General features: G+C 63.0%; 18 protein-coding genes and 1 tRNA gene. 1 reads left to right on the forward strand and 18 read right to left on the reverse strand.

The features are described 5' to 3' along the window. Window positions 1-14 precede the first annotated feature (14 nt). Complete coding sequence (locus ACY8GK_RS10345) at window positions 15-614, forward strand: biliverdin-producing heme oxygenase (protein ID WP_196177492.1); 600 nt, start codon at window positions 15-17, stop codon at window positions 612-614. Window positions 615-755: 141 nt separating this feature from the next. Here the strand turns inward: ACY8GK_RS10345 and ACY8GK_RS10350 are convergent. From ACY8GK_RS10350 to ACY8GK_RS10435, 18 genes are all read right to left on the reverse strand, one after another. Next, window positions 756-831 (reverse strand) — tRNA-Lys (locus ACY8GK_RS10350). Window positions 832-893: 62 nt separating this feature from the next. Beyond that, on the reverse strand, window positions 894-1,568 hold the full coding sequence (gene queC / locus ACY8GK_RS10355; protein ID WP_196177494.1) for a 7-cyano-7-deazaguanine synthase QueC: 675 nt from the start codon (window positions 1,566-1,568) through the stop codon (window positions 894-896). A 19-nt stretch (window positions 1,569-1,587) separates the two neighbouring features. Next, window positions 1,588-2,235 carry a 7-carboxy-7-deazaguanine synthase QueE gene (gene queE, locus ACY8GK_RS10360; protein ID WP_196177496.1) on the reverse strand — a complete coding sequence of 216 codons (648 nt, stop codon included), beginning with the start codon at window positions 2,233-2,235 and terminating at the stop codon, window positions 1,588-1,590. Window positions 2,236-2,391: 156 nt separating this feature from the next. After that, window positions 2,392-3,210, reverse strand: coding sequence for a tol-pal system protein YbgF (gene ybgF, locus ACY8GK_RS10365; protein WP_196177498.1), 819 nt, complete (start codon window positions 3,208-3,210; stop codon window positions 2,392-2,394). 6 nt (window positions 3,211-3,216) lie between these two features. After that, the gene (gene pal / locus ACY8GK_RS10370) at window positions 3,217-3,726 is read right to left on the reverse strand and encodes a peptidoglycan-associated lipoprotein Pal (protein ID WP_462402953.1); all 510 of its coding nucleotides are present in this window, start codon (window positions 3,724-3,726) and stop codon (window positions 3,217-3,219) included. Window positions 3,727-3,779: 53 nt separating this feature from the next. Then, the gene (tolB, locus tag ACY8GK_RS10375; RefSeq protein ID WP_462402954.1) at window positions 3,780-5,051 is read right to left on the reverse strand and encodes a Tol-Pal system beta propeller repeat protein TolB; all 1,272 of its coding nucleotides are present in this window, start codon (window positions 5,049-5,051) and stop codon (window positions 3,780-3,782) included. Between the two features lie 26 nt (window positions 5,052-5,077). Then, complete coding sequence (gene tolA / locus ACY8GK_RS10380; protein ID WP_196177504.1) at window positions 5,078-6,196, reverse strand: cell envelope integrity protein TolA; 1,119 nt, start codon at window positions 6,194-6,196, stop codon at window positions 5,078-5,080. Then, on the reverse strand, window positions 6,196-6,648 hold the full coding sequence (gene tolR, locus ACY8GK_RS10385; protein ID WP_196177506.1) for a protein TolR: 453 nt from the start codon (window positions 6,646-6,648) through the stop codon (window positions 6,196-6,198). Before tolR ends, tolA begins: the two co-directional genes overlap by 1 nt. 14 nt (window positions 6,649-6,662) lie before the next feature. After that, window positions 6,663-7,358 carry a protein TolQ gene (tolQ, locus tag ACY8GK_RS10390; RefSeq protein ID WP_196177508.1) on the reverse strand — a complete coding sequence of 232 codons (696 nt, stop codon included), beginning with the start codon at window positions 7,356-7,358 and terminating at the stop codon, window positions 6,663-6,665. 2 nt (window positions 7,359-7,360) lie between these two features. Then, window positions 7,361-7,813 carry a tol-pal system-associated acyl-CoA thioesterase gene (gene ybgC / locus ACY8GK_RS10395; RefSeq protein ID WP_196177510.1) on the reverse strand — a complete coding sequence of 151 codons (453 nt, stop codon included), beginning with the start codon at window positions 7,811-7,813 and terminating at the stop codon, window positions 7,361-7,363. A 123-nt stretch (window positions 7,814-7,936) separates the two neighbouring features. Then, window positions 7,937-8,983 carry a Holliday junction branch migration DNA helicase RuvB gene (gene ruvB, locus ACY8GK_RS10400; protein WP_196177512.1) on the reverse strand — a complete coding sequence of 349 codons (1,047 nt, stop codon included), beginning with the start codon at window positions 8,981-8,983 and terminating at the stop codon, window positions 7,937-7,939. After that, a complete protein-coding gene (gene ruvA, locus ACY8GK_RS10405) occupies window positions 8,980-9,597 on the reverse strand; it encodes a Holliday junction branch migration protein RuvA (RefSeq protein WP_462402955.1) in 618 nt (205 codons plus the stop codon). The genes ruvB and ruvA overlap by 4 nt, the downstream gene beginning before the upstream one ends. Before the next feature lie 107 nt (window positions 9,598-9,704). Beyond that, a complete protein-coding gene (gene ruvC / locus ACY8GK_RS10410; RefSeq protein WP_196177516.1) occupies window positions 9,705-10,229 on the reverse strand; it encodes a crossover junction endodeoxyribonuclease RuvC in 525 nt (174 codons plus the stop codon). Between the two features lie 105 nt (window positions 10,230-10,334). Next, window positions 10,335-11,081 (reverse strand): YebC/PmpR family DNA-binding transcriptional regulator, encoded by a 747-nt coding sequence (locus tag ACY8GK_RS10415; RefSeq protein ID WP_196177518.1) that lies wholly within the window; start codon window positions 11,079-11,081, stop codon window positions 10,335-10,337. Between the two features lie 111 nt (window positions 11,082-11,192). Further along, the gene (aspS, locus tag ACY8GK_RS10420; RefSeq protein ID WP_196177519.1) at window positions 11,193-12,968 is read right to left on the reverse strand and encodes an aspartate--tRNA ligase; all 1,776 of its coding nucleotides are present in this window, start codon (window positions 12,966-12,968) and stop codon (window positions 11,193-11,195) included. Window positions 12,969-13,061: 93 nt separating this feature from the next. Next, a complete protein-coding gene (locus tag ACY8GK_RS10425; protein ID WP_196177521.1) occupies window positions 13,062-13,283 on the reverse strand; it encodes an FmdB family zinc ribbon protein in 222 nt (73 codons plus the stop codon). Between the two features lie 63 nt (window positions 13,284-13,346). Further along, window positions 13,347-13,715, reverse strand: coding sequence for a ribbon-helix-helix domain-containing protein (locus ACY8GK_RS10430; protein WP_196177523.1), 369 nt, complete (start codon window positions 13,713-13,715; stop codon window positions 13,347-13,349). Window positions 13,716-13,870: 155 nt separating this feature from the next. Further along, window positions 13,871-14,344, reverse strand: a complete 474-nt coding sequence (locus ACY8GK_RS10435; protein ID WP_196177525.1) for a Dps family protein — start codon at window positions 14,342-14,344, stop codon at window positions 13,871-13,873. Between the last annotated feature and the right edge of the window lie 208 nt (window positions 14,345-14,552).

Genomic DNA, 14,552 nt, shown 5'->3' on the forward strand with positions numbered 1-14,552 from the left:
TACAGAATCACTTGATGAGCGAACCCGCCCTGCTTCCTTTCGAGCCAAGCCGCTGCAGACGGCTCAAAGCCGCCAGCCGTCGAGCGCACGATAGCGTCGACCAGCTGCTGATGGCTGCCCGGCCTTTCGAGACTCGCGAACGTTATGCACGCTTCCTGCGCCTGCAATATCGCTTTCATGGCAGTCTTGTCGGACTCTACCGGGACGAACAGCTGAACCGACGCCTGCCGGGGCTTGCACGGCTGTCTCGTTTCGCTGCGGTGCAGGCAGACCTGCGCGACCTCGACCTGCCGCTGCCGGGTCTGCCGGAGCAAGTGGTCACCAGCGAAGCCTGTGCCTTGGGCTGGCTTTACTGCAGCGAGGGTTCCAGCCTGGGCGCGGCGTTTCTGTTCAAGCAAGCCCAACGCCTGGGCCTGGATGCTGACAGCGGCGCCCGTCACCTCGCCGCGCATCCGGATGGCCGCGCGCTGCACTGGCGCGAATTCGTGACCTGCCTGGATGCGCTCGAACTGACCAGCGATGCCGAAGACCAAGTGATCCACGGAGCCCTTGCCGCTTTCGAAAGCTATCGCCAGCAATTGCGCCAGGTCTTCGAAAGCGAGGCCAGCGGCTGAACGTAGCGGCACCTGGCACCCGGCCTGGCTGGGGAAGGCTTGCGACGCCGGGGCGCCCAGACATCGCCACATGCCCAGCCCAGGCGACCAAAACGAGAAAACCCGCCTTCCGATAAGGAGGGCGGGTTTTCGTTCTGCATATGGTGGGTCGTGTAGGATTCGAACCTACGACCAATTGGTTAAAAGCCAACTGCTCTACCAACTGAGCTAACGACCCGTTGGATGGCGCGTATAATACTGATTTCTAAAAGGAAATCAACACCTCGCAGAAAAAAAACCTCAAAAATAACGAGTCGGATCGGCGACCCCGGCAGCCCTGAAGCCGTCGGCCCGCAGGCGGCAGCTGTCGCACTTGCCGCACGCTCGCCCCTGCTGGTCGGCCTGGTAGCAGGACACCGTCAGGCTGTAGTCGACACCACGGGCCATGCCAGCCTGGACGATCTGCGCCTTGCTCATGTTCTGCAGCGGCGCTTGGATACGGAAGCCCTGCCCTTGCACGCCAGCCTTGGTGGCCAGGTTGGCCAGGCGTTCGAAGGCCTCGACGAATTCCGGACGGCAATCGGGATAGCCCGAATAATCCACGGCGTTCACCCCGATGAAGATGTCACGCGCCTCGAGCACCTCGGCCCAGCCGAGCGCCAGGGACAAGAACACGGTATTGCGCGCCGGCACGTAGGTTACCGGAATGCCTTCACCCGGTATTTCAGGTACATCCATGCTGCTGTCGGTGAGGGCCGACCCACCAATGCCGTTCAGGTCCAGCCCGATCACCTTGTGCTCTACCGCCCCGAGGTCACGAGCGACACGCGCCGCCGCGTCCAGCTCGGCCCGATGACGCTGGCCATAGTCGAAACTCATGGTATAGCACTGGTAGCCCTCGGCCTTGGCCATGGCCACCACGGTTGCCGAGTCCAGGCCACCAGAGAGCAGGATCACCGCACGTTTCTCAGTCATTTCTCAGTTTCCTCGAAGATCAGCGACCAGGTTCGTCATTCCAGAGCAGCTTGTGCAACTGCAACTGGAAACGTACCGGCAAGTTGTCAGATACGATCCAGTCCGCCAGAGCGGTCGCGCTCACCTGCCCATGACTCGGCGAGAACAGCACCTCGCCGGCACGCCTTGCCAGGTCATGCTGGATCAGCCGGGACACCGCCCAGTCGTAGTCCTCGCGCGAACAGATGACGAACTTGACCTGGTCATTGGGCGTGAGGTGCTCGATGTTCTCGTAGCGATTGCGATGCGCCTCTTGCGAGCCAGGCGTCTTCAGATCGACGACACGACTGACGCGGCGGTCGACACCGGCGATATCCAGGGCGCCGCTGGTTTCCAGCGAGACTTGGTAGCCGGCATCGCACAGCCGCTGCATCAACGGCAGGGCGTTGGGTTGCGCCAAGGGTTCGCCGCCAGTGACACAGACATAACGCGGCCGGAAACCGGCCACCTGCTCGAGGATCGAGTCAAGCGTACGCACGGTACCGCCGCTGAAGGCGTAGGCGCTGTCGCAATACTGGCAGCGCAAGGGGCAGCCGGTCAGACGCACGAACACGGTCGGTAGGCCCGCCGTACGCGTCTCACCCTGCAAGGAGTGGAAGACTTCGGTGATGCGTAATGTATCTTGCATGGTCGCCACGGGCGAGACAGCTGAACAGGCTGTCCGCCTCCGTCAGGCACTGCCGTGGACTCGACATGGCGTTATCCGCGGCAGCGTGTGTTGAAAAGGGTTGCGATTCTAACGAAAAAACCCGCGCCAGGCGCGGGTTTCTGCAAACGATGGGCTTCAGAGCTTCTGCAGTTCCCGCTGCGCCAGCTGGGCGGCAGAGGTACCCGGGTACTGGGTGACCACCTGCTGCAGGATGCCCTTGACCTTGTCGGTGTTGCCAAGGCGACGTTCGACATCGGCCAGCTTGTACAGCGAGTCAGGTACCTTGCTGTGCTTGGGGTACGACTGGCCGACCTTGGCGAACGCCTGCCCGGCGGCCTGCAAGTCGCCCTTGGCCAGGTTCACCTCGCCCAGCCAGTACTGGGCATTGCCAGCATACTGGCTATTGGGGTACTTGCGCAGGAACGCGGCGAATGCCTGGCTGGCCTTGTCGAAATCCTTGGCCTTGATCAGGTCGAAGGCAGCGTCGTAGTACAGCTTCTCCTTGGCTGGATCGCCAGGTTCGGCATTGCCTGCAGGTTGCTGCGCCGCAGCACTGGCGGCGGCCGCGCCGGCATTGGGCGCACCGGCAGCGGAAGAATTCTCGGGGGTGGCGGTGGGGGCCGGAGCACTGCTGATGCGACGATCCAGGTCCTGGTAACGTTCCAGGTTTTCCTGTTTCATGCGCGCCACATCGTTCTGCAGCTCTTCGATGATGCCCTGTTGCCGTGAAATCTGGTCTTGCATCTGTTGCAACTGCATGAACAGCTGACCCTGCGCCGAAGCAGGGGTCGAAACCCCTCCTCCGGCGTAGGCGCCGCTCGTGCCATAACCCGCCGGAGGATAGCTGCTCGCGCCGCCATATCCAGCGTTGTCATCTACTACAGGAACCGCAGCCCAAGCCGCAAGCGGCAGGCTGAGGGCGAGGACGGTTACAACACGACGGCCGATTCGCATGACGAATTACTTGCGCAGTTCGACGCGACGGTTCTGAGCCCAGGACTGCTCGTCGTTGCCAGTGGCAACCGGACGCTCTTCACCGTAGGAAACCAGTTCCAGCTGAGCAGGAGAAACGCCCTGCAGGACCAGGTAGCGCTGAACGGCCTTGGCACGACGCTCGCCCAGGGCCATGTTGTACTCGCGAGTACCGCGCTCGTCGGTGTTGCCTTCCAGGACGACACGGTTGCCGTTGGCCTTCAGGTCCTTGGCGTGAACGTCCAGGGCGCGCATGGCTTCAGGCTTGAGGTCCGAGCTGTCGTACTCGAAGTAGAAGGTGGTGATCGCGCGCAGGGCGGCTTCTTCGCTCAGGCTGCCGTCGACGGCGCCGGTGTTGGCACCGTAGCCAGCGTTAGGGTCGACCGCGCCAGCACCAGCGCCTTCGCCAGCATTGTCACCGCCCTTGGAGGAGCAACCTACAGCCACGGCCATGGCCAGAGCCAGCGCAGCGAATTTACCAAACTTCAGCATTTCCATCGTGAAACTCCTAATGAAACCCCAGTGTGTTAAGCAAAGTTATTACGCCGCAATCAGTTCAGGTAAGGGGACCAGGACGGTTCTCTGACTTCGCCTTGCGCGGTAGGAAGCGGGAGCCTCACGCGTCCGTTGAGAGAGACGAGCATCAAGACTCCCCGGCCCTGCTGGCGGGTGGCGTAGATTAGCATGGTGCCGTTTGGCGCAACAGTAGGCGACTCATCAAGACTGGTGTCGGAGAGAATCTTTACACTTCCGCGCTGCAGGTCCTGCGCCGCCACCTTGAAGTTGGTGAAGCCTTGCTGGCGATGAATCATCACCAAGGTCTTTTCGTCCGCCGAAAGTTTCGGGTTGGCATTGTAGTTGCCCACGAAAGTTACCCGCTCGGCACCGCCCCCACTGACACTGGTCTTGTAGATCTGCGGCTTGCCACCACGGTCGGAAGTGAAGTAGAGGGTATTGCCGTCCTTGCCCCAGAATGGCTCGGTGTTGATCCCGGGTCCCGCGGTGACGCGGCTGATCTGGCGCGACCCCATGTTCATCATGTAGATGTCCGGGTTGCCGTCCTTGGACAGCACGAAGGCCAGCCGCGAGCCGTCCGGCGACCAGGCAGGAGCGCCGTTGAGCCCCTCGAAGTTGGTGATCTGCTCGCGGCGACCGGTATCGATGTGCTGGACGAAGATACGTGGGCGACGCTGTTCGAAGGACACGTAGGCGATGCGCTTGCCATCCGGCGCGAAACGTGGCGACAGGATCGGCTCGCGCGACTGCAGCAGCGTCACGGCGCGGGCGCCATCGTAGTCGGAGCGCTGCAAGGTATAGCGAGTGTTGTTGGCCGAGAAGCGCTCCGCGGTCACGTAGAGCATGCGCGTGGAGAACGCGCCCTTGATCCCGGTGAGCTTCTCGAACGACTGGTCGGCGATGTAGTGCGCCATGTCGCGCAACTGGTCGACACTGCCGGAGACGCTGCCAGTGAGCACCTGCTGCTCGGTGGCGACGTTGAACAGGGCATACTGCACCTGCAGGCGACCGCCCGAAGGCACGATGCTGCCGACCATCACGTACTGGGCGCCGAGGGCCTTCCAGTCACGGAAGATGACTTCGCTGGCCTGGCTTGGCTGGCTGATCATGTTCTGCCGCGGGATCGGTGCATAGTAGCCCGAGTTGCGCAGGTCGTTGCCGATGATATCGGCCATGTCCTCGGGCAGCACGCTGCCGCCTTGCAGGCCGAACGGCACCACCGCGATCGGTGTGGCCCTGTCGCTGCCGCTGGTGACCAGGATGTTCTTTTCCTCTGCCACGACCATGCCTGCAACGCAGCAGAGCATGACCAGCAGTCCTCTGAGCACTTTAATCACAACGCTAGATCCTCGGGTGTAAATGTCATCTTGAATGAGCGATAGGGGTTGAACTCGTTCGGCTTCAAGCCCTGCATCTCGGTCAAGCGGCCAATGTTCTTCACTGCTGCTACCGCGGAGCTGTCGAACGGACCATCGCCGCTGGAGCGTGACACGCTCACGTTGGTGATGGTGCCATCGGGCAGCATGTTGATCTGCAACACTACAGCCATGCCTTTGCGCGCAGACGGTGGGCGAGCCCAACCTTCGGACGCACGCATGCGGATCAGGTCGTCGAAATCGCCGGCCACCTGGTCGCCCCGCTCGTCGGCAAGGGCCTGCTGCCGCTCGGTAGTATCGGACAGAAGCTCGGCCAATGCCTGGGCCTTCTTGTCTTCAGCCGCCTTGCGTGCCGCTTCCTGTGCCTTTTTCTTCTGGGCTTCTGCAGCGGCCTTCTTCTTGGCCTCTTCAGCCGCCTTTTTCTTTGCTTGCTCGGCCGCCGCCTTCTTCTTGGCGTCCTCGGCTGCCTTTTTCTTCGCCTCTTCGGCGGCTTTCTTCTTGGCGTCCTCGGCTGCCTGCTTCTTGGCCTCTTCGGCGGCCTGCTTCCTAGCCTCTTCCTCAGCCTTCTTCCTGGCCTCTTCCTCGGCTTTTTTCCTGGCGATGTCGGCCTGCTGCTTCTCGGCAGCCTTCTTGGCCTCCTCGGCCTTCTTCGCTTCGGCGGCCTTCTTCGCCTCGGTGGCCTTGGCTGCCTGCTCGGCGGCCTTGGCCTGCTCGGCCTTCTTCGCCTCGGCAGCTTCGCGCGCCGCTTCGGCCTTTTGAGCAGCTTCGGCTTTCTTTTGTTCCGCGGCCTTGATCGCCTGCTGCTCTTGCTTCTTCTGCTCGAGCTGCTCGACTTCGGTCTGCCGCGCGGCAGTCTTCTTCGCTTCCCCGGCAATCTTCTGGTTGGTCTGGGTGGTCGCCTGGCTCTTGGACTTGAGCTGGTACAAGGTCGCCTGGACGATCGGCTTGGAAGGCGGCAGCTCCGGAGTCATGGCGAAACTGACGAACAGCATGCCGAACACCAGCACATGCAGGCCGACGGCCCAGATCGTGGGCCAGAAGTAGCTTTCCGAGGCGGATGGCTCTCGCTGCTGCATCAGGGCGCCTCGGTAATCAGGCCAACGTTACCGACACCGGCCTGCTGCAAACCGCCCATCGCGCCCATCACCGCGCCATAGTCGACCGCCTTGTCGCCGCGGATGAAGACCTGGGTCTGCTTGCCCTGGTCGCGCCCGGCGGCGATGATCTTGGTCACCGCGTCAGTCATCTCGGGCAAGGTCATGGCCTTGTCCATCTGCTTGTCGGTATCGACCTCGCTGCCGAGGTTCCAGTAGTAGGTCTTGTCGGCCTTGATCGAGATGGTCAGGATCTGCACGTTGTTGTCCTGCGGCAAGGCTTCGCTGGAGACCTTCGGCAGGTCGACCTTCACGCCCTGGTTGAGCATGGGGGCCGTCACCATGAAGATGACCAGCAGCACCAGCATCACGTCGATGTAGGGCACCACGTTCATCTCGGCGACCGGCTTGCGTTTGTGGCGAACTCGGGCCATGGGCTTCTACCTGATCACTCTTCGCTGGTATGCACTTTACGGTGCAGGATTGCCTGGAACTCGTCGGCGAACGTGTAGTAACGACCGATCAGCACTTCGCTGCGGGCAGCGAAGCGGTTGTAGGCGATGACCGCGGGAATGGCCGCGAACAGGCCGATGGCGGTGGCGATCAGCGCCTCGGCGATACCGGGAGCCACGGTGGCCAGCGTGGCCTGCTGGGCACTGGCCAGGCCACGGAAGGAGTTCATGATCCCCCACACGGTCCCGAACAGGCCGATGTACGGACTGGTGGAACCGACGGTAGCGAGGAACGGCAGGCTCTGCTCGAGCTTTTCTTCCTCGCGGGAAATGGCCACCCGCATGGCCCGGCCGACCCCCTCCATGACCGCATCCGGGTCGACGCCCGGCTGCTGGCGCAGGCGCGAGAACTCCTTGAATCCGGCACGGAACACCTGCTCCACGCCCGAGTCGGGGTCGGGATTGCTGCCGGCCTGGCGGTACAGCTTGGACAGGTCGATGCCCGACCAGAAGCGCTCCTCGAAGGCATCCAGCGCACGACGACCGGCGCGCAGCATGGTGCTGCGCTGGAAAATCATGACCCACGAGGTCACCGATGCGGCCACCAGGGTCAGCATCACCAGCTGTACGACAATGCTGGCATTGCTGACCAGGCTCCACATGGAGGTATGGTCGACGACGTTAGCTTCCACGCTTAATCTCCTGCGTTCGATTGAGTACCCGCGCCGTGCGCCCTGAAAGCGTCGCGCAGCTCAGGCGTAATGGCCCGGGGTTTGAAAGTGTCGGCGCGCACGGCGGCTATCAGGAACTGCCCCTCGCAGAGCAGGGTTTCGTCCTTTTCCCGCCAGACCTGCTGCACGAAGCGCAGGCTGGCGCGATTGAGTTCGACTACCTGGGCGGTCACCCGCAGTTCGTCGTCCAGACGGGCCGGCGCGTGATAGCGCGCTTCGCTGGAGTGAACGACGAACAACAGGTTGCAGCTTGCCAGTTGCGACTGGGAAAATCCCAGCTGGCGAAGCCGTTCGGTGCGCGCGCGCTCCATGAATTTGAGGTAGTTGACGTAGTAGACAACCCCGCCCGCATCGGTGTCTTCGTAATAGACGCGACACCTGTACGTGAACGGTTCCAGCCCATTTTGCGCGCGCATACTCTAGTGCTTACTCCCCGGCTTGCCAATCCGCCCCGGCAACTGTTTTTTTAGATGATGTTCCAGTGCCAGCGTCCACCTCGGACGCCAGCGATAGGACCATGAAAACCCCGATTCGATCTGTCAGTCATCATCCTGCGCGGAAAATTCCCGGGCGTCCTCGAGGCGACCCGGAATGTTCAGGCCGAAGTGCAGGTAGGCGTGACGCGTGACTACCCGGCCACGCGGCGTGCGCATGATGTATCCCTGCTGGATCAGGTAGGGCTCGAGGACATCCTCGATGGTATGACGCTCTTCGCTGATGGCGGCCGCCAGATTGTCCACACCCACCGGGCCGCCATCGAACTTCTCGATCATCGTCAGCAGCAGGCGCCGGTCGGAGTGGTCGAACCCGCGCTCGTCCACGTCGAGCAGGTTCAACGCCATGTCCGCCACGGCCTTGGTGATCTGCCCCTTGCCGCGCACTTCGGCGTAGTCGCGCACCCGGCGCAACAGACGGTTGGCGATGCGCGGAGTACCTCGGGCGCGGCGGGCGATCTCGAACGCCCCCTGCTCCTCGATGGCCAGCCCGAGGATGCCTGCCGAACGCGCGACGATGGTAGCCAGGTCGTGGTTGTTGTAGAACTCCAGCCGCTGGACGATGCCGAAACGGTCGCGTAGCGGATTGGTCAGCATGCCGGCACGGGTGGTCGCCCCGACCAAGGTGAACGGCGGCAGGTCGAGCTTGATCGAGCGTGCCGCCGGCCCCTCGCCGATCATGATGTCCAGCTGGAAGTCCTCCATCGCCGGATAGAGCACCTCCTCGACCACCGGCGACAAGCGATGGATTTCGTCGATGAACAGTACATCGTGCGGCTCGAGGTTGGTGAGCATGGCGGCCAGGTCGCCCGGACGCTCCAGGATCGGCCCGGAGGTACTCTTGACCGAAACGCCCATTTCCTGGGCGATGATGTTGGCCAGGGTGGTCTTGCCCAACCCCGGCGGCCCGAAGATCAGGGTGTGATCCAGCGATTCGCCACGCCCCCGGGCCGCCTGGATGAACAGCGACATCTGCTCGCGCACCACCGGCTGGCCGATGTACTCCTCCAGGCGCAGCGGGCGGATGGCCCGGTCCTGCACTTCTTCGCGATCGCGCCCGCTGGCGGCGATCAGTCGGTCGGCTTCGATCACTTGACGATCATCCCCTTGAGGCTGCGGCGGATCAGTTCTTCGCTACTCATGCCGGCCTTGCCTTCGATACCGGCGATGGCCTTGCTCGCTTCCTGCGGCTTGTAGCCGAGCGAGACCAGTGCGCTGATGGCGTCGGCCTCGGCGCTGGGGGCCACGCTGGCCGGCAGCGGGCCATCGGACACCAGGGTGAACATCGCCGGCGAGGTTTCCCAGGCCTTGAAGCGGTCCTTGAGCTCGACCAGCAGACGCTCGGCGGTCTTCTTGCCGACTCCCGGCACCCTGACCAGCACGGCGGCATCCTGGGACTGCACGCAGCGTACCAGTTCGTCGGCCTCGAGCCCCGACATCAAGGCGAGCGCCAGCTTCGGCCCGACGCCATTGAGGCGGATCAGCTCGCGAAACAGCTCGCGCTCGCGCTTCTCGAAGAAACCATAGAGCAGATGGGCGTCCTCGCGCACCACCAGGTGGGTATGCAGGGTCACCGGCTCGCCAAGCTTGGGCAGGCGGTACAACGTGGTCATTGGCACCTCCAGTTCATAGCCCAGGCCGTTGACATCGATAATCAGGTGCGGCGGCTGCTTTTCCGCCAGGGTGCCGCGCAAACGTCCAATCACGTTCCGATCCTTTTCGAAGGGTCCGGCCAGCGACCGGTCCACCCTATCAGCAAAAACTCCGAGCAAGGGTAGCGCCCGGACAAATTGTGTATCAGTGCATGAAGCCGCTACAGACGCAAGCGCCCGCCACGCCGCCGCGCCATGGCCAGCCCATGGGGCACCAGGCTGGAGCGGGTATGGGCATGGCAGAGCGCGATGGCCAGGGCATCGGAAGCATCGATCTGCGGCTTCTGGATCAGCTTGAGCAAGTGCATGACCATCATCTGGACCTGCTCCTTGTTCGCCCCACCGGTGCCTGCCACGGCCTGCTTGACCTGGGTGGCACTGTACTCGGCCACCTCGAGGCCCTCCTCCACCGCCGCGACGATGGCTGCTCCGCGCGCCTGGCCAAGCTTGAGCGCGGAATCGGCGTTGCGTGCCATGAATACCCGCTCGATGCCCATGGTCACGGGACCATGCTGGCGGATGATGTCACGTACGCCGCGGAAGACGATCTGCAGGCGCTCCTGCAATTCCCCATTGCCAGTGCGGATACAGCCGGACGCGACATATTCACAGCCACGCGCGGTCTGCCGGACCACGCCGTAGCCGGTGATCCGCGACCCGGGGTCGATACCAAGAATCAGAGTCATAAGGCCTGCATGCAAGGCGCGCATCGCTGCGCTGCCGGAATAACAAAGGCCGGAGCCCACGGCAACGCATCATGCGCGCCAAGGCCCCGGCCTCTGGAGTCTAACTCAGTTGAGCGCGTCCATGATCTCGTCGGAAATCTGCGCGTTGGAATAGACGTTCTGTACGTCGTCCAGGTCTTCCAGCATGTCGATCAGCCTGAGCGCTTTCTCGGCACCTTCCCGGTCAAGCTCGGCGCTGGTGGTCGGCTGCATGACGATCTCGGCATCGGCAGCCTTGAAACCGGCCTCTTCCAGCGCGTTGCGCACGGCATAGAAGGCGTTGAACGAGGTCATGACATCGAAGGAGCCGTCATCGTGGGCGATCACGTCGTCGGCGTCCGCTTCCATGGCCGCTTCCATCAGCGCGTCCTCGTCCAGGCCAGGCGCGAAGCTGATCTGCCCCTTGCGCTCGAACAGATACGCCACCGAACCATCTGTGCCCAGGTTGCCGCCGCACTTGGTGAAGGCATGGCGCACGGCGGCCGCGGTACGATTGCGGTTGTCGGTCATGGCTTCGACCATGATCGCCACTCCGCCCGGACCGTAGCCTTCGTAGGTCAGCTCCTCGACGTTGTCGCTTTCGTTGGTCCCGGCGCCACGCGCGACCGCGCGATCGATGATGTCGCGGCTCATGTTGGCGCCCAGCGCCTTGTCCAGGGCCAGGCGCAGACGTGGATTGGACGCCGGGTCAGGCCCCCCCTGCTTGGCCGCGACGGTCAGTTCGCGGATCCACTTGGTGAAGATCTTGCCTCTCTTGGCATCCTGGCGCTCTTTGCGGTGCTTGATGTTCGCCCACTTGGAATGACCAGCCATAACGACTCCGAATCCTTTGACACACGAACGGCCCCGCCCCCAAGGGCGGAACCAGAAAAACCTGCGCTTCGGCGCAAGGCGCATCCGCGAAGGATGCGCCTGAAACGTCGCTTATTCGACCTTGGCCTGCTCGCGCAGGCGAATGTGCAGTTCACGCAGCGCCTTGGCATCGACCTGGCCGGGGGCCTGGGTCATGACATCGGCAGCGCTCTGGGTTTTCGGGAAGGCGATCACCTCGCGAATCGACTGGGCACCGGTCATCAGCATCACCAGACGATCGAGGCCGAAGGCCAGGCCACCGTGGGGCGGCGCACCGAACTTCAGGGCGTCGAGCAGGAAGCCGAACTTCTCCTGCTGCTCTTCGGCCTCGATGCCCAGCTGGCGGAACACGGCCTGCTGCATTTCCTTGCGGTGGATACGGATGGAACCGCCACCGAGCTCGGTACCGTTGAGCACCATGTCGTAGGCGCGCGAAAGTGCCGTGGCCGGGTTGGCCTCGAGTTCCTCGGGGCTGCACTTGGGCGCGGTGAACGGATGGTGCAGGGCGCTCAGGCTGCCATCGTCGTTTTCCTCGAACATCGGGAAGTCGACGACCCACAGCGGTGCCCACCGGGTGGTCAGCAGCTCGAAGTCGTGGCCCAGGCGGATACGCAGCGCGCCCAGGGCCTCGCTGACGATCTTGGCCTTGTCGGCGCCGAAGAACACGATGTCGCCATCGACCGCGCCGACGCGATCGAGGATCACGTTCAGGTTGGCCTCGGGAATGTTCTTGACGATCGGCGACTGCAAGCCCTCGACGCCCTTGGCGCGCTCGTTGACCTTGATGTAGGCCAGCCCCTTGGCACCGTAGATGCCGACGAACTTGGTGTACTCGTCGATGCGGCTGCGCGGCATGCTCGCACCGCCCGGCAGGCGCAGCGCCGTGACACGGCACTTCGGATCGTTGGCCGGACCTGCGAAGACCTTGAAGTCGACCTCCCTGAGCTGGTCGGCCACGTCGATCAGCTCCAGCGGGATCCGCAGGTCGGGCTTGTCCGAACCGTAGCGGCGCATGGCCTCTTCGTAGGGCATGTGCGGGAAGTCGCCGAACTCGACGTCCAGCACTTCCTTGAACAGCTTGCGGATCATCCCTTCGGTCAGGCCCATGATCTCGCTTTCGTCGAGGAAGCTGGTCTCGATGTCGATCTGGGTGAATTCCGGCTGCCGGTCGGCACGCAGGTCCTCGTCGCGGAAGCACTTGGCGATCTGGTAGTAGCGATCGAAGCCGGCCACCATCAGCAGCTGCTTGAATAGCTGCGGCGATTGCGGCAGGGCGAAGAAGCTGCCGGCATGGGTACGGCTTGGCACCAGGTAGTCACGCGCCCCCTCGGGTGTGGCACGGGTCAGGATCGGCGTCTCGACATCGAGGAACCCGTTGTCGTCGAGGAATCGGCGGATGCTGCTGGTGATGCGCGAGCGCAGGCGCAGCTTCTCGGCCATTTCCGGGCGACGCAGGTCGATGAAGCGATAGCGCAGGCGGGTCTCTTCACCAACGTCGGAGTACTCGTTGAGCGGGAACGGTGGGGTTTCCGACTCGTTGAGGACCTTCAGCTCGTAGCCGAGCACCTCGATGGCGCCGGAAGCCATGTTCGGGTTGACGGCACCTGCCGGACGCGGGCGCACCTTGCCGGTGATCTGCACCACGTACTCGCTGCGAACGCGGTCGGCGACGGCGAAGGTCTCGGCGCGATCCGGGTCGAAGACGACCTGGGCCATGCCTTCGCGGTCACGGATGTCGAGGAAGATCACCCCGCCGTGGTCGCGACGACGATGGACCCAGCCGCAAAGGGTGATTTCCTGGCCGTCCAGGCTCTCGTTCAATTGGCCGCAATAATGGCTGCGCATCATGATGGTGGTTTCGCTTCTCGTGATTCGTGTATTCGGTGAAGGCTCTGCTACCCCTGGGGGCAATGCTGCAGGGCCCGATCGACTCGGTTCAACTCAGTCCGGCTTGTCGCCGCCTGCGAGATTCTTCTTCGCCCCCGTCTTGAAATCGGTTTCGTACCAGCCGGTACCGCCCAGCCGGAAGCCTGGGACCGAGAGCAGCTTCTTCAGCGTCGGGGCCCGACAGGCCGGACAGTCCGCAAGAGGCGCGGCACCGATCTTCTGCAATACTTCGAACTGATGGTCACAGGACGCACACTGATAGTCGTAAAGGGGCATGGAAGTCTCTCGTCAACCACTACGCAGGCTGCTGCAGGGAGCAAAAGACGGGATTATATATGGTTAGGTGTGCCTGTGCAGCCCGCCCGCCGTTCGAAGCGCCGCCGGTGGATCGAGCAGCCAGGCCACGCAGACCACTCGCACCAGGCCGCTGAAGTTCTTCACGCCGCCATGCCGCAGGTGCACCTCGCGATCGAGATAGGACAGCACGGCGCTGACCGAGCAGCCGTTGGCTTCGCCGATGCGCTCGAGGATTCGCCAGTAGACTCGCTCCAGGCGCAGGCAGGTGGCGAAGCCGTTGAGCCGCACGGAGCGGGACACCGGACGCGCCTGGCCCATGTCGAAATCCGCCTCGAAAGGGTCGATGCAGTGCCTGCCGGGCCAGCGCCCAGGGCGAATTGCAGGTCTGGTCTTGGACGAAGTGGCTCCCATGGCATCGCTCCCTCTGTTCGCAGAATCCGTGCGACATCGCACACAGGAGCAATCAAGCGACGCGCAGGCAGCGAAGAGCAGCGGCAAGCCTTTCCCGACTGAACGAAAATGCCCGGCTCAGAGAGCCGGGCATCGTGTTTCGGCTCGCCCCAGGATCACTTGCCGTCGAGCAGGACCCGCAGCATCCATGCGGTTTTCTCATGCACCTGCATGCGCTGGGTGAGCAGGTCGGCGGTCGGCTCGTCGCTGACCTTGTCGACCACCGGGAAGATGCTGCGCGCGGTACGCACCACGGCTTCCTGGCCTTCCACCAGCTGCCGGATCATCTCATCGGCCGCTGGGACGCCCTCCTCTTCTTTGATGGAGGAATGACGTGCATAGAAGGCATAGGAGCCAGGCGCCGGGAAGCCAAGCGCGCGAATACGCTCGGCGATGGAATCGACGGCCAGAGCCAGTTCGTTGTACTGCTCCTCGAACATCAGGTGCAGGGTGCGGAACGAAGGGCCAGTGACGTTCCAATGAAAGTTGTGGGTTTTCAGGTACAGCACATAGGTATCCGACAAGAGTCGGGACAGCCCGTCGACGATGGACTTGCGATCTTCCTCGCTGATACCGATATCAATTGCCATGAATTTCCCCTTTTTTCGTAAGGCTTGGTTGGTCAAGCAGTGTGCGGCGAGCTTCGAGCTGCAAGCGAGTGACGCTGATGAAATGCCGCCATGCTGCTCGCTGAGCATTGCTTCTCGCTCGCAGCGCCGCCTGCTCATGCTTGCGGCCCGCCACCGGCGCTCGCTACTTGCAACCTACTGTAACAAGAGTTCATGGCCCGCGCATGGT

It is taken from the genome of Pseudomonas sp. Marseille-QA0332 (genome assembly GCF_054950175.1).

Coding starts and splice junctions, on each gene's coding strand:
- ACY8GK_RS10425 (WP_196177521.1), bottom strand. CDS start 13,283: ATGCCCCTTTACGACTATCAGTGTGCGTCCTGTGACCATCAGTTCGAA.
- ACY8GK_RS10435 (WP_196177525.1), bottom strand. CDS start 14,344: ATGGCAATTGATATCGGTATCAGCGAGGAAGATCGCAAGTCCATCGTC.
- ACY8GK_RS10345 (WP_196177492.1), top strand. CDS start 15: ATGAGCGAACCCGCCCTGCTTCCTTTCGAGCCAAGCCGCTGCAGACGG.
- ybgC (WP_196177510.1), bottom strand. CDS start 7,813: ATGCGCGCGCAAAATGGGCTGGAACCGTTCACGTACAGGTGTCGCGTC.
- ACY8GK_RS10430 (WP_196177523.1), bottom strand. CDS start 13,715: ATGGGAGCCACTTCGTCCAAGACCAGACCTGCAATTCGCCCTGGGCGC.
- aspS (WP_196177519.1), bottom strand. CDS start 12,968: ATGATGCGCAGCCATTATTGCGGCCAATTGAACGAGAGCCTGGACGGC.
- tolA (WP_196177504.1), bottom strand. CDS start 6,196: ATGCAGCAGCGAGAGCCATCCGCCTCGGAAAGCTACTTCTGGCCCACG.
- queC (WP_196177494.1), bottom strand. CDS start 1,568: ATGACTGAGAAACGTGCGGTGATCCTGCTCTCTGGTGGCCTGGACTCG.
- queE (WP_196177496.1), bottom strand. CDS start 2,235: ATGCAAGATACATTACGCATCACCGAAGTCTTCCACTCCTTGCAGGGT.
- pal (WP_462402953.1), bottom strand. CDS start 3,726: ATGGAAATGCTGAAGTTTGGTAAATTCGCTGCGCTGGCTCTGGCCATG.
- ybgF (WP_196177498.1), bottom strand. CDS start 3,210: ATGCGAATCGGCCGTCGTGTTGTAACCGTCCTCGCCCTCAGCCTGCCG.
- tolR (WP_196177506.1), bottom strand. CDS start 6,648: ATGGCCCGAGTTCGCCACAAACGCAAGCCGGTCGCCGAGATGAACGTG.
- ACY8GK_RS10415 (WP_196177518.1), bottom strand. CDS start 11,081: ATGGCTGGTCATTCCAAGTGGGCGAACATCAAGCACCGCAAAGAGCGC.
- ruvC (WP_196177516.1), bottom strand. CDS start 10,229: ATGACTCTGATTCTTGGTATCGACCCCGGGTCGCGGATCACCGGCTAC.
- tolB (WP_462402954.1), bottom strand. CDS start 5,051: ATGCTCTGCTGCGTTGCAGGCATGGTCGTGGCAGAGGAAAAGAACATC.